Source organism: Corallococcus sp. RDP092CA (assembly GCF_041903675.1).
GTDB lineage: Bacteria > Myxococcota > Myxococcia > Myxococcales > Myxococcaceae > Corallococcus.
In genome coordinates this window covers 154,246-170,055 of sequence record NZ_JAYESI010000018.1, presented here as the reverse complement: position 1 = coordinate 170,055, position 15,810 = coordinate 154,246, and the positions used below count along the sequence as shown (strand labels likewise).

The following is a 15,810-nucleotide window of genomic DNA, read 5'->3' as shown; positions in this document are numbered from 1 at the left end:
TGCGAGCCGTCCCCATCGGGCGCCCCGTGGCGAACACGGCGATGTACGTCCTGGATGCCCACGGCCAGCCGGTGCCCGTGGGAATCCCGGGCGAGCTGTTCATCGGCGGCGTGCAGGTGGGCCGGGGCTACTGGCGCCGCCCGGGGCTCACGGCCGAGCGCTTCCTCCCGGACGGCTTCAGCGACACGCCCGGCGCGCGCCTGTACCGCACCGGCGACCTCGCCCGGTGGCACACCGACGGCACGCTGGAGTACCTGGGCCGCGCGGACTTCCAGGTGAAGCTCCGGGGCTTCCGCATCGAGCTGGGCGAAGTCGAAGCCACGCTGCTCTCCCATCCGGACGTGCGGGACGCCGTGGCCGTGGTGCGCGAGGACGCGCCCGGCGCGCGGCGCCTGGTCGCCTACGTCGTCTCGGGCGCGGAGCTGGATCCGGCTGCGTTGCGGGCCCACCTGCTGCGGCGGCTGCCGGAGTACATGGTGCCCTCCGCCTTCATCCCGCTGCCGGCCCTGCCGCTCACCTCCAGCGGCAAGGTGGACCGCAAGGCCCTGCCCGCGCTGGACGGACCGCGCGCCTCGAAGCGGGAGTACGTGGCGCCCCGCACGGAGCTGGAGCGGACGCTCGCGGCGGTCCTGGCCCAGGTGCTGCGCGTCGAACGCGTGGGACTCGACGACAACTTCTTCGAGCTGGGCGGCGACTCCATCATCAGCCTCCAGGCTGTCGCGAGGGCACGGCAGGCCGGCGTGACGCTGTCGGTCCGCGACCTGTTCCAGCACCCGACGCTGGGAGCCCTGGCCGCCGTCGCCCGCATGAGCGATACCCGCGCCGCGGAGCAGGGGCCGGTGGTGGGCGAGCTGCCGCTCACGCCCATCCAGCGCAACCTGCTGGAGCGCGACCCCGCGCACGCGCACCACTTCAACCAGGCGTTGCTGCTCCAGGTGCGTCAGCCGTTGATGGCGGCGCAGGTCGAGCAGGCGCTCCAGGCGCTGGTGCTCCACCACGACGCCCTGCGCATGCGCTTCGTGCGCGATGACAGCGGCGCCTGGCGTCAGCAGGACGCCGCGCCGGAGGAGGCTCCCGTCTCCCTGCTCCAGGTGGACCTGTCCGCGCTGCCCGCCGACGTGCGCGCCGCGCGGCTGGAAGAGGAGGCCCAGCGCCTCCAGGCCTCGTTCGAGCTGGCCCGGCCGCCGTTGCTGCGCGCCGCGCTCTTCCACTTCGGCGCCGGACAGGAGCAGCGCCTGCTGCTGATCCTCCACCACCTGGTGGTGGACGCCGTGTCCTGGCGGGTGCTCGTCGAGGACCTGGAGACCACGTACCTGCGCCTGCGCGCGGGCCAGCCGCCCGCACTTCCGGCCAAGACGACCTCGTTCCTGGACTGGGCCCGCAGGATGGAGGCCCACGCCCTCTCCGACGCGGTGCGTGCGCAGACGCCCCTGTGGCTCGACGAGGCCCGGCGGGACGTGGCCCCGCTGCCCACGGATGGCTCGGGGCCCGGCATCGCGGGTTCGCACCGCACCGTGACCGTCCGGCTGGACGCGGAGGAGACCCGGCTGTTGCTCCAGGAGACGCCGGGCGCCTGGCGCGCGCGGATCAACGACGTGCTGTTGACCGCCCTCGCCCTGGCGCTGCGTGAGTGGACGGGCCGGTCGCGCCTGCTCATCGACCTGGAGGGACACGGGCGAGAGGAGCTCTTCGCGGACGCGGACGTGTCTCGCACCGTCGGGTGGTTCACGTCGCTCGCGCCCGCCCTGCTCCAACTGCCGGAGGGCGGCTCCCCCGGCGACTGCCTGCGAGCGGTGCGCGACTCGATGAGCGGGTGGCCCGACCGGGGCATCGGCTTCGGCCTGCTGCGCTTCATGGGGCCCGCGGAGGTCCGCGATCAGCTCGCGGATCTGCCCTCCGCGCAGGTGGTCTTCAACTACCTGGGCCAGCTCGACGGCTCCACCGGCGCCAGCACCCTCTTCTCATTGGGCACCGAGTCCACCGGCAACACGGTGGCGCCCCAGGCCCTCCGCGCGCACCTGCTGGCCGTGGACGGCTTCGTGGCGGACGGCCAGCTGCGGATGGACTTCGGCTTCAGCGACGAGTGGCACCACACCGCCACCATCGAGTCCCTGGCCCACGCCTTCACGCGCGCGCTGCGGACCCTCATCACCCAGCGTCACTCCGACGACGCGCGCCGCAGGACGCCCGGCGACTTCCCGCTGGCCCGGCTCTCCCAGGCCGCGTTGGACGCGCTGCTCGCCGCGCAGGGCCCCACGGTCGAGGACGTCTACCCCCTCTCCCCGGTGCAGCAGGGCATGCTCTTCCACGCCCTGTACGCCCCGGCCGGCGGCGTCTACTTCACGCAGAGCGCCTGGTCGATCCACTCGCCCATGGACCTCGGGCTGTTCCGCGAGACGTGGCAGGCGGTGGTGGACCGCAACGCCGTCCTGCGCACCGCGTTCGTCTGGGAGGGACTGGACGCGCCGCTCCAGGTCGTCCACGCGAAGGTGGAGCTGCCCTTCGAACAGCACGACTGGCGTCACCTGTCCGCCCAGGAGCAGCAGGCCGCGCTGGAGCGCCTGGAGACGGAGGATCGTGCGCGCGGCTTGGACCTCTCGCGGGCGCCGCTGATGCGCGTGACCGCGGTGCGGCTGGCGGAGCAGGTCTGGCGCTTCCTCTGGAGCCACCACCACCTGCTGCTGGACGGCTGGAGCACCGGCCTGTTCTTCCAGGAGGTCTTCGCGATCTACGACGCGCTCCGCACCCGCACCGCGCCGCCACCCGCGTCGCGCGCGTCGTTCCGCGACTACATCGCGTGGCTGCGCAAGACGGACCCGGAGGGAGATGAGGCCTTCTGGCGAGGACAGCTCGCGGGCCTGTCCGTCCCCACGCCGTTGCCCGGGGAGCTTCCTCCGGGGGCGAGGCCGTCCGGCACGGGCCACCCGGTGGAGACGCGGCTGGAGCTTCCGGAGGAGCGCACCGCGGACCTTCAGGCGTTCGCGCGCCAGCACCAGCTGACGCTCAACACGCTGGCGCAGGCGGCCTGGGCGTTGGTGCTCGCGCGCCACGCGGACACGCGCGACGTGCTCTTCGGCACCACCCTGGCGGGGCGCCCTCCGGAGCTTCCGGGGGCGGAGGCCATGCTGGGCATGCTCATCACGACGCTGCCCGTCCGCATCGCGCTGCCCGATGACTCCGCGCCCGTGCTGCCCTGGCTCCAGGCGCTCCAGGCCCAGCAGCTCGGCATCCTCCAGCACCAGCACACCCCGCTCGTCAGCACCCAGGGCTGGAGCGAGCTGCCGCGAGGCACGCCGCTCTTCCAGTCGCTGCTCGTCTTCGAGAACTACCCCCTGGACGAAGCCCTGCTGCGGCGCTCCACGGCGCTCGACGTGCGGGACCTGCGCATCGGCGAGTCGACGAACTACCCGCTGCTGGCCACGGTGATGCCGGGCACGAAGCTCCAGCTTCACCTGACGCATGACTCCCACCGCTTCACCGCCGGGACGGTCACGCGGCTCCTGGGGCAGTGGCGGCAGGCGTTGGAGGAGCTGGCCCGGCCCGGCGCGCGGCTGGCGGACGTGTCCCTCGTGTCGTCCGAGGACCGCGCATGGCTGCTGCGCGCCGGCCTGGGAGAGACCCTGGACTTCGAGCGCGACTCCACGGTGCACGCGCGCTTCGAACGGCAGGCCGCGGAGACGCCGGACGCGGACGCCGTGGTCTTCGGGGACACGACGTTGTCCTTCCAGCAGCTCAACGCGCGCGCCAACCGGCTCGCGTGGCACCTGCGGTCGCTGGGCGTGGGCCCGGAGGTGACGGTGGGCCTGTGCCTGGAGCGCTCGGCGGAGGCCATCGTCGCGCTCCTGGCCGTGCTCAAGGCCGGCGGCGCCTTCGTGCCGCTGGACCCCAGGGCGCCGGCCGCGCGCAAGTCGTTCGTCCTCCAGGACAGCGGTGCGTCCGTGCTGGTGACGACGCAAGCGCTGTGGGACGCGTGGCGCCCGGAGGTGCCCCACCGGGTGCGGCTGGACGCGGAACCTGTCGGACCGTCGGACAGGTTCTCGGAGAACCCGCCGCCGGTGGTGGGCGCGAGGAACCTCGCCTACGTCATCTACACGTCGGGCTCCACCGGCATGCCCAAGGGCGTGATGGTGCAGCACCGCTCGGTGCTCCACCTGCACCAGGCGATGACGCGGAGCATCTACGAGAACCTGCCGAGCGCCCAGCGCGTCACCTTGAACGCGCCGCTGTACTTCGACGCGTCCGTCGAACAGGTGATCCAGTTGTTGAGCGGCCACTGCCTGGTCGTCGTCCCGGACGACGTGCGCCTGGAGCCGGAGGCCCTGCTCGGGTGGCTGGAGCATCAGCGCATCGACGTGTTCGACAGCACGCCGTCGCAGCTCAAGCTCCTGCTGTCCGCGGGTCTGCTGGAGCGCGCGCACGTCCCCAAGCACTTCTCCATCGGCGGCGAGGCGATGGACGAGGTGACGTGGCGGCAGCTCGCCGCGACGAAGCGCGGGCGCGCCTACAACGGCTATGGCCCCACGGAGGTCACCGTGGACGCGACGGTCAGCGTCGTCCAGGGCGCGCCCCAGCCGCTGCCCGTCATCGGTCGGCCGATCGCCAACGTGCGCGCCTACGTGCTCGACGCGCACCAGCGGCTGGCGCCCATCGGGACGCCGGGGGAGCTGTGCCTCGCGGGTGAGGGCCTCGCGCGAGGCTACCTGCGCCAGCCCGCGCTCACGGCCGAGCGCTTCCTGCCGGATCCGTTCAGCACGGAGCCCGGCGCGCGCCTCTACCGCACGGGCGACAGGGCCCGCTGGCGCGAGGACGGCACGCTCGACTTCATGGGCCGCCTGGACTTCCAGGTGAAGCTGCGCGGCAACCGCATCGAGCTGGGAGAGATCGAAGCCTCGCTGCGCGCGCACCCGGGCATCCGGGACGCGGTGGTGCAGGTCCACGACGAGCGGCTCATCGCGTATGTCGCGCCCCAGGTGGACACGTCGCCCCTGCGCGAACACCTGCGCCAGCACCTGCCCGAGTACATGGTGCCCGCGGCGTTCCTCGCGCTGGACGCCCTGCCCCTGACGCCCAACGGCAAGGTGGACCGCAAGGCCCTGCCCGCGCCGGAGGCCGCCCCGGTCCCCGAGCGCGTCATCGAACCGCCCGCGACGCCCACCGAGGCGGCGCTGGTCCCGCTGTGGGCCGAAGTCCTGCGCGTCCCCGCGGTGGGACGTCACGACGGCTTCTTCGAGCTGGGCGGCCACTCCCTGCTGGCCACGCAGCTGGTGTCACGCGTGCGCGCGCACTTCGGCGTGGAGCTGCCCCTGCGCGCCCTGATGGAAGGCCCCACGGTCGCGGCGCTGGCCGAGCGCATCGACGCGCTCCGAGCGCCCCTGGCGGGGGCCAAGGCGCTCCCCGCGCTGGTCCGCGTGGAGCGACCGGACGTGCTGCCACTGTCGTTCGCGCAGCAGCGGCTGTGGTTCATCGAGCAGCTCGGCACGGCGGGCAACGCCTACAGCCTCCCGAGCCTGCTCACGCTGGACGGCACGCTGGACATCATCGTGATGCTCGCGGCGTTCGATGAGCTGGTGCGCCGGCACGAAGCGCTGCGCACGACCTTCCGTTCACACGAAGGCACGCCGTCGCAGGTCATCCACCCGCCCTTCCCCATGCCCCTGCGGAACGTGGACCTCTCCGCGCTGCCGACCGCGGAGGCCCGAGAGGCGGAGGCGTCGCGGCTGGCGCTGGAGGAGCTCCGCACGCCGTTCGACCTGGAGCACGGCCCGCTCTTCCGGGGGCTCCTGATGAAGCTGGGCCCCACCGAGCACCAGCTGCTGCTCAACACGCACCACATCATCTCCGACGGCTGGTCCACGGGCGTCCTGGTGCGCGAGATGGGCACGCTCTACACCGCGTTCGCCGCGGAGCAGCCCTCGCCGCTGCCGGAGCTGGTGGTGCAGGCCGCCGACCACGCCCTCTGGCAGCGCGGCTGGCTCCAGGGGGACGTGCTGGAGTCGCAGCTGGCGTACTGGCGCGGTCAACTGGAGGGGGCCGCGCCCTACCTGGAGCTGCCCACGGACCATCCGCGTCCGGCGCGTCCGTCCTTCCGGGCCGGCATGCAGCCCCTGCCCCTGTCGCGCGAGCTGAGCGAGGCGGTGGAGGCTTTCGCGCGCCAGACGTCCACCACGCCCTTCATGGTGCTGCTCGCGGCCTTCCAACTGTTGCTGCACCGGTACGCGGGCCAGGAGGACGTGCTCGTGGGGTCGCCCATCGCGGGCCGCCGCCACGCGGAGGCCGAGGACCTCATCGGCTACTTCGCGAACACGGTGGTGCTGCGCACGCGGGTCCGCGACACGCTCCGCTTCCGCGAGCTGCTGGACGAGGTCCGCGCCACCACGCTGGGCGCCTACGAGCACCAGGACCTGCCGTTCGAGAAGCTGGTGGAGGTCCTGCACCCGGAGCGCGACCTGGGGCGCACGCCGCTGTTCCAGGTGACGTTCACGCTCCAGAACGCGCCCATGCCGGAGCTGTCCCTGCCGGGCCTGACGCTGCGCACGCGGGAGACCGTTCCGGAGACCCTCCTCTTCGACCTCCAGTGCCTGATGGCGCGGACGCAGGACGGCTTCGACGGAGCCCTCCTCTTCAACCAGGACCTGTTCGACCCGGCCACGGTGGCCGGAATGGCGGAGCACCTGCGCGTGCTGCTGGAGGCCGCCCTCCGCGCGCCGGACACGCGGCTGTCCCAGCTGCCGTGGCTGACGGAGGCGGAGCGGCAGCGGCTGCTCGTCGGGTGGAACGACACCGCGCGCGCCTCTCCGCGTGATGCGTCCGTGGCCGCGCTCTTCGCGGAGCAGGCCGCGAGCACCCCGGACGCCATCGCGCTGAAGGCGGGCGCGGAGACGCTCACCTACGCGGCGCTGGACCGCGCGTCGAACCGGCTCGCGCACCATCTGCGGCGCCAGGGCGTGCGGCCCGGGCACCGCGTGGGCGTGTGCCTGGAGCGCTCGTTCGACCTCATCACGGGCCTGCTGGGCATCCTCAAGGCGGGCGCGGCGTATGTGCCGGTGGACGCGAAGACGCCCGCGGAGCGCATCACCTGGATGCTCCAGGCGGCGAGCGTCAGCGTGCTCGTCACCCAGGAGGCGCTGGCGGACGAGCTGCCCCAGGTGACGGACCTCCAGGTCCTGCTGGACGCGGACGAGGCCCAGCTCGCGAGGCAGCCGGAGACGGCGCTGGACCTGACGGCCAGCGCCGAGGCGCTGGCCTACGTGATGTTCACGTCGGGAAGCACCGGCCGTCCCAAGGGCGTCAGCGTCCCCCACCGGGCCATCACCCGCCTGGTGCGAGGCGCGGACTTCATCCACTTCGGCCCCGAGGAGGTCTTCCTCCACCTGGCCCCCATCGCGTTCGATGCGTCCACGCTGGAGATCTGGGGCGCGCTCCTGAACGGAGCGACGCTGGTGCTGGCGCCTCCCCAGGCGCTGTCGCTGGAGGAGACCGGCGCGCTGCTGCGGCGCGAGGGCATCACCACGCTGTGGCTCACGGCGGCCCTCTTCGACCAGATGGTGCTGCACCAGGGCGACGCGCTGGCCCGGGTGAGGCAGGTGCTCGCGGGCGGCGACGTGCTGCCCGTGGAGCGCGTGCGCGAACACCTGAAGCGACTGCCGCCGGGCGCCGTGCTGGTCAACGGCTACGGCCCCACGGAGAACACCACCTTCTCCGCCACGCACACCCTGCGCGCCGGAGACGCGGTGGGCCGCTCGGTGCCCATCGGCCGGCCGGTGGGGAACTCCACGGCGTGGGTGCTGGACGCGGCGCTCCAGCCCGTGCCGCCGGGCGTGCCGGGCACCCTCTACGTCGGCGGAGACGGTCTGGCCTGGGGCTACCTCCAGCGCCCGGACCTGACCGCCGAACGCTTCATCCCCCACCCCTTCGCCAAGGAGCCCGGCGCGCGCCTCTACGACACGGGTGACCGCGCGCGCTGGCGGAGCGACGGGACCTTGGAGTTCCTGGGCCGCACCGACTTCCAGGTGAAGCTGCGCGGCTACCGCGTGGAGCCGGGGGAGCTCGAAGCCGTCCTCCGCCAGTCATCGGACGTGCAGGAGGCGGTGGTCGTGGTCCGCGAGGACGTGCCTGGCGACAAGCGCCTGGTGGCCTACGTCGCGAGCGGTGAAGGCGAAGGCCTCGACGCGGGCGCGCTACGCGCCGCCGTGCAGAAGCAGCTCCCGGACTACATGGTGCCGTCGGCCATCGTGGTGCTGGCGAAGCTGCCCCTGGGCGCCAACGGGAAGGTGGACCGCAAGGCCCTGCCCGCGCCGCAGGCCCGTGTCGACGACCCCGCCACGTCCGCTGTGCCGCGAAGCGCGGTGGAGAAGGCGCTCGCGGACATCTGGGCGGAGGTGCTGCACCTGGACGCCGTGGACATCCACGGCGACTTCTTCGAGCTGGGCGGCCACTCCCTGCTGGCCACCCAGGTGGTGTCGCGCATCCGCGCGTCGCTGGGCGTGGAGCTGCCCCTGGGCGAGCTGTTCCGGGCCCCCACGGTGGCGTCGCTGGCCGAGCGGCTGGTGGACGCGCGCCGCACCCAGGCACCGCCGCTGGTCCCTGTCCCGAGGACGTCCGCGCCCCCGCTGTCCTTCGCGCAGCAGCGGCTGTGGTTCATCGACCAGTTGGAGCGAGGCAGCCCGCTCTACAACATGCCGCTGGCCCTGAGCCTCACCGGCAATCTGGACGTGGACGCGCTGAGAGCGGGCCTGGACGCGCTGATGGCGCGGCATGAAGCCCTGCGGACGACGTTCCGGATGGAGAGCGGCCGCCCCGTGCAGGACATCCACGCGGAGGGCCACGTCCCGCTGGAGACCGTGGACCTGACGGGCGTCGGCGCCCGCGCCGAGAGGCAGGCCGAGGCCCAGCGCCTGGGCCACGCCGAGACGCTGCGCCCGTTCGACCTGACGCACGGGCCGGTGATCCGCGCGCTGCTCCTGAAGCTGGACGCCCGCGAGCACGTGCTGGTGCTGCACCTGCACCACATCGTCTCCGACGGCTGGTCGCTGGGCATCCTCGTGCGCGAGCTCACCGCCCTCTACGAGGCCCACCAGCGCGGGCGCCCCGCCGAGCTGCCGGAGCTGCCCGTGCAGTACGCGGACTTCGCGGTCTGGCAGCGTGGCTGGCTCCAGGGCGGCGTGCTCCAAGCGCAGGTGGAGTGGTGGAAGCACCAGCTTGCCGGAGCCCCCTTCGTGCTGGACGTGCCCACGGATCGGCCGAGGACCGCGACCGCCTCCCAGCGCGGCGGCCTGGTGCGGGTGACCCTGCCCATGGCCCTGAGCGAGCGCGTGGACGCGCTGGCCCAGCAGGAGGGCGCCACGCCGTTCATGGCGCTGCTGGCGGCGTTCCAGGCCGTGCTGGCGCGCGTGTCCGGACAGGATGACGTGCTGGTGGGCTCGCCCATCGCGAACCGCCGTCACGCGGAGACGGAGGGCCTCATCGGCTTCTTCGTGAACATGCTGGTGCTGCGAGGCCGCTTCGGCGCGAGGACGACGTTCCGGGAGCTGCTCGCGCAGGTGCGCGCCACCACGCTGGGTGCCTACGAGCACCAGGACACGCCCTTCGAGCACCTGGTGGAAGCGCTCCAGCCGGAGCGCGACCTGGGCCGCACGCCGCTGTTCCAGGCGATGTTCGCGCTCCAGAACGCCCCGGTGCCGGAGCTGTCGGTGCCCGGCCTCTCCGTGGGCCCGGCGCACCTCGACGGCGACACCCCGTCGCAGTTCGAGCTGGCGCTGGACCTGAACCGGACCCACGACGGCTACGAGGGCCGCTTCCACTACGCGGCGGACCTCTTCGACGCGAGCACCATCGAGCGGCTCTTCGCGCACCTGCGCCGGCTGCTGGATGCCGTGTGCGACGCGCCGGACCTGCCGTTGGCGGACGTGTCGCTCGTCTCGCCGGAGGAGCTGGCGCGGCTGGTGCGCATGGGCGGCGGCGAGTTGGTGGACTTCGAGCGCGACGCCACCCTGCACGGCCTCATCGAGCGGCAGGTGGCGCGCACCCCGGACGCCCCGGCCGTCGTGTTCGGCGAGACGACGCTGACGTACCGGCAGCTCGACACGCGGGCGAACCAGCTCGCGTGGCGGCTGCGCTCCATGGGGGTGGGCCCGGAGGTGCGGGTGGCCCTGTGCCTGGAGCGGTCGGTGGAGGCCATCGTCGCGCTGCTGGCGGTGCTCAAGGCCGGCGGCGCCTTCGTGCCGCTGGACCCCGGAGCCCCGGCGGCGCGCAGGGACTTCGTGCTGCGCGACTGCGGCGCGGCCGTGCTCGTCACGACGGAAGCCGCGTGCGGGGACTGGAACCCCTATGGCGCCCAGGAGGTGTGGCTGGACGTGGAGCAGCCCGGACTGGCGGCCCTCTCCCACGATCCCCTGCCCGCGCTGGCGGGACCGGAGCACCTGGCCTACGTGATCTATACGTCCGGCTCCACGGGCGCGCCCAAGGGCGTGATGGTGCACCACCGCGCCATCCTCAACATGCACCGGGCCTTCCTCCGCGTGTTCTACGCGGGGCAGCCCGCAGGCCAGCGCGTCACCGTCAACGCGCCGCTGTACTTCGACGCGGTGATGGAGCGCGTGGTGCAGCTCATCGACGGGCACTGCCTCTACGTCGTCCCGGACGCGCTGCGCACGGAGCCGGAGGCGATGCTCACGTGGCTGGAGCAGCACCGCATCGACTCGCTCGACTGCACGCCCGCGCAGCTCAAGCCGCTGCTGGCGGCCGGGATGCTGGAGCGGGCCTGGGTGCCGCCCCTCGTCATCACCGGCGGTGACGCGCTGGACGCGGAGTCGTGGCGGAAGCTGGCCGCGACGGACCGCACGCGGGCCTTCAACGGCTACGGCCCCACGGAGTGCACGGTCGGCACGACGGGCGTGGCGCTCCAGGGAACCCTCCGGACGGAGCCGTTCATCGGCCGGCCGGTGGCGAACCTGACCGCGTATGTCCTCGACGCGCGGCAGCGGCCGGTGCCCATCGGCATGCCGGGCGAGCTGTGCTTCGCCGGCGAGAGCGTCACGCGCGGCTACCTGGGCCGTCCGGACCTGACCGCCGAACGCTTCATGCCGGATCCCTTCAGCGCGGAGCCCGGCGCGCGCCTCTACCGCACGGGCGACAAGGGCCGCTGGCGGCCGGACGGCACGCTGGAGTTCATGGGCCGCCTGGACTTCCAGGTGAAGCTGCGCGGCTACCGCATCGAGCTGGGTGAAATCGAAGCCACGCTGCGCGCGCACCCGGCCGTCCGGGACGCGGTGGCGCTGGTGCGCGAGGACGCCCCGGGCAACGCGCGGCTCGTGGCCTACGTGGTGGCGGACGGCGACACGGACGTGCTGCGCGAACACCTGCGCCGGCACCTGCCGGAGTACATGGTGCCGGCGGCCTACGTCACCCTGCCCGCCCTGCCCCTCACGCCCAACGGCAAGCTGGATCGCAAGGCGCTGCCCTCTCCGGAGGTGCAGCTGCGCGCCGCGCACACGTATGAGGCCCCGGCGACGCCCGCGGAGGTGGTCCTGGCCTCGCTGTGGGAGGAGCTGCTGAACATCCCCGTCGTGGGCCGCAACGACCACTTCTTCGAGCTGGGCGGCCACTCGCTGCTGGCCACGCAGCTGGTGTCCCGCATCCGCGAACGGTTCGGCGTGGACGTGGGCGTCCGCGCGCTGTTCGAGTCCCCCACCGTGGCGGCGCTCGCCCAGCGCCTGCCGGACGCGCCGGAAGCGAACTCCCTGCCGCCGCTGCGCCCGGCGGAAGGCCCTGGCCCGCATCCGCTGTCGTTCGCGCAGCAGCGGCTGTGGTTCATCGACCAGCTCGCCCCGGGCAGCGCGCTCTACAACATGCCCACCGCCCTGCGCCTCACGGGCGCGGTGGACGTGCCCGCGCTCCAGCGGGCCTTCGACGCGCTGGTGGAGCGCCATGAAGCGCTGCGCACCACCTTCGAGTCCCACGACGGCGAACCCCGCCAGCACGTGCACCCCGCCCCCACCGGAGTCCTGTCGGTGGTGGACCTGACGGGGCTCCCCCACGACGCGCGGGAGGCGGAGGCCCTGCGGATCGCGAGCGAGGACGCGCTGAAGCCCTTCGACCTCGCCGCCGGTCCGCTGGCGCGCCTCACGCTCCTCACGCTGGGGTCCCACGAGCACGTCCTGCTCCTGTGCCTGCACCACGCCATCGGAGACGGCTGGTCCATGGGCATCCTGGTGCGCGAGGTCACCGCGCTGTACGAGGCCTTCCGTCAGGGCCAGCCCTCACCGCTGGCCCCGCTGCCGGTGCAGTACGCGGACTTCGCGGTCTGGCAGCGCGGCTGGTTCCAGGGCGAGGTCCTGGACGCGCAGCTCCAGTGGTGGAAGCAGCAGCTCGCCGGCGCCCCGCAGGTGCTGGCGCTGCTCACGGACAAGCCCCGTCCGCCCCAGCGGTCCGCCAGCGGCGCGACGTTCCCGGTGCGCCTGTCCCCGGCCCTGAGCGAGGCCGTGGAGGCCCTGGCCCAGTCCGAGGGCGCCACGCCCTTCATGGTGCTGCTCGCGGCGTTCCAGACGCTGCTCTACCGGTACTCCGGCCAGGAGGACCTGCTGGTGGGCACGTCCATCGCGGGCCGGCGCCACGCGGAGACGGAGGGCCTCATCGGGTTCTTCGTGAACACGCTGGTGCTGCGCGCGCGGCTCGACGGCCGTCCGTCGTTCCGGGAGCTGCTCGCGCAGGTGCGCGCCACCACGCTGGGCGCGTTCGAGCATCAGGACCTGCCCTTCGAGCGGCTGGTGGAGGCGGTGCAGCCCGCGCGCGACCTGTCGCGCACGCCGCTCGTCCAGGCGTTGTTCGCGCTCCAGAACGTGCCGGACGCGGAGGTCCGCCTGCCGGACCTGACGCTGCGCCCGGTGGAGGTGGACCTGCCCACGACGAAGTTCGACCTGGAGCTGACGCTGGGCCGGTCGACGCAAGGCTTCGAGGGCGTCCTCTCCTACGCCACGGACCTCTTCGAGCCCGCCACGGCCCGGAGGCTGTCGGAGCACCTGGTGCAGCTGCTGGAGGGCGCGGTCGCGAAGCCGGACACCGCGCTGGACGCCCTGCCCCTGCTGACGGCGGAGGAGCGCCAGTGGGTGCTGGAGGAGTGGAGCGGAGAGACGGCCGCCTACGAGAGCGACCTGTCCTTCCCCGCGCGCTTCGAGCAGCAGGTGACCCGCACGCCCAAGGCCCCCGCCGTGGTGATGGGCGACACGACGGTGTCGTTCCACCAGCTCAACGTGCGCGCGAACCAACTGGCGCACTACCTGCGCACGCTGGGCGTGGGCCCGGACGTGCCGGTGGCCCTCTGCCTGGACCGCTCGCCGGAGGCCATCGTGGCCCTGCTGGGCATCCTCAAGGCGGGCGGCGCCTACGTGCCGCTCGACCCCACGGCGCCCGAGGCACGCCGGGCCTTCATCCTGGAGAACAGCGGCGCGTCCGTGCTGCTGACGACCCGGGCGCACGTGGACGCGTGGCAGCCGGCGGTGCGGCACGTGGTGCGGCTGGACGAGGAGGCGCGGCGCATCGACGCGTCGTCGCCGGGCAACCCGCGCGTGGCCCTGAGGCCGGAGCACCTAGCGTACGTCATCTACACGTCGGGCTCCACGGGCACGCCCAAGGGCGTGATGATCCAGCACCGCTCGCTCGCGCACCTGCATCGTTCGTTGACGGAGGCCTGCTACGCGCAGGTGTCCAAGGTGATGCGGGTGAGCCTCAACGGGCCCCTCTACTTCGACGCGTCCGTGACGCAGCTGCTGTTGATGGCGGACGGCCACTGCCTGTGCATCGTACCGGAGGGCGTGCGGCAGGATCCGGAGGCGCTGCTCGCGTGGGTGGACCAGCGGCGCATCGACGCGCTGGACTGCACGCCGTCGCTGTTCAAGCTGCTGCTGGAGGCGGGCCTCCTGGAGCAGCCGCACGTGCCGTCCATCTGCTTCATCGGCGGTGAGGCGATGGACGAGGTGACGTGGCGCACGCTCGCGGCCACGCACCGCACGAGGGCCTACAACGCCTACGGCCCCACCGAGGGCACCGTGGCCTCCACCACCGAGTGCATCCAGAGCACGGCCCACCCGACGCCCGTCATCGGCCGGCCGATGCTCAACGTCGGCGTGTACGTCCTGGACGCGAACCTGAACCCCGTGTCCGTGGGCGTCCCCGGCGAGCTGTTCATCGCGGGCGAGGGCCTGGCGCGAGGCTACCGGAACCGCCCGGACCTCACGGCGGAGCGCTTCATCCCCCACCCGTTCAGCACGGAGCCCGGAGCCCGCCTGTACCGCACGGGAGACCGGGTCCGCTGGAGCCAGGACGGCACGCTCGACTTCATGGGGCGCGTGGACTTCCAGGTGAAGCTGCGCGGCTACCGCATCGAGCCGGCGGAGATTGAGGTCGCGCTGCGCGCGCACCCGGGCATCCGGGACGCGCGGGTGCTCGTGCGCGAGGACGTGCCGGGCGTGCAGCGGCTGGTGGCCTACGTGGCGCCGGAGGTGGACACCGCTCCGCTCCGAGGCCACCTCCAGCGGTCGCTGCCCGACTACATGGTGCCGGCGGCCTACGTCGCCCTGCCCGTCCTGCCGCTGACGCCCAACGGCAAGGTGGACCGCGCGGCGCTGCCCGCCCCAACGGACGAGGCCGCGAGCACCGAAGCGAAGGTCGGCCCCAGGGATGAACGGGAAGCGGTGCTCGAGCGCCTCTGGGCCCAGGCGCTGGGGGTGCCCACGGTGGACGTGCGCGCCAGCTTCTTCGAGCTGGGCGGGCACTCGCTGCTGGCCGTGCGGCTGCTGGCGGCGGTGGACCGGGAGACGGGCCGGAAGCTCCCGCTGTCCGCCCTCTTCGAGGCCCCCAGCGTGGAGGGGTTCGCGACGCTGCTGGGGGAGCGCGTGGAGGAGGAGCCGAGGCCCTTCACGCCGTTGGTGCCCTTCAAGAAGGAGGGCACGGGCAGCGCGCCGCCGTTCTTCTGCGTGCACCCGGTGGGCGGCACGGTGCTGGCCTACGCGGAGCTCGCGCGGAAGCTGGGCCCGGATCAGCCCTTCTACGGCCTCCAGGCCCGGGGGCTGGACGGTGAGCGCCAACCGCTGGACACGGTGGAGGCCCTGGCCGCCAGCTACGTGCGAGCGGTGCGCGGGGTCCAGCCTCACGGCCCGTACCACCTGGGGGGCTGGTCGCTCGGCGGCGTCATCGCCTACGAGATGGCCTACCAGCTCCGCGAGGCGGGCGAAGCCGTGGAGCTGGTGGCGATGATCGACTCGTACGTGCCGGAGACGGTGCCGGACTCGGAGCCGGACCTGGACCGCCTGCTGGCGATCGGCCTGTTCGCACAGGACCTGATGGGCGTGTCGCTGACGGACCTGGACGTGGACCTGGCGGCGCTGGAGCCCGAAGCGGCGCTCGCGAAGGTGCTGGACGCGGCGGCCCATGCCGGCGCGCTGCCGCCCGGCGTGGACGCCGCGAGCGCCACGGCCCTCTTCAACGTCTTCGAGGCCCACCTCGAAGCGGCCCGTCGCTACCACCCGCCCGCGATGCCTCAGCGCGTGCTGCGCATCCAGGCGGAGGACCGGGACGAAACGCGCCCCATCGACGGGGGCTGGGCGGCGCTGGTGGGCGAGCAGCTCGAAGCGCACGAGCTGCCGGGCACCCACCACACGCTGCTGCGCGAGCCCACCGTGCGGTCCGTGGCGGAGCTGCTGACGAAGGCGCTCCACCCCACGGGCAAGGCGTGACGTGACCGCGGCCGGGCTGGCGCCCTCGTGAAGGGAGGCGCCAGCCCGGAGCCCGCCCCGCAACGAAGAACCCCGCTCCCTC

1 protein-coding gene is annotated in these 15,810 nt (G+C 73.2%); it reads left to right on the top strand.

Translation table 11 applies throughout. The annotated features are described in order from the left end of the window. On the top strand, positions 1 to 15,728 hold a 15,728-nt coding region (locus tag U8525_RS20525), incomplete at its 5' end, for a non-ribosomal peptide synthase/polyketide synthase (protein WP_374267971.1). Positions 15,729 to 15,810 lie beyond the last annotated feature (82 nt).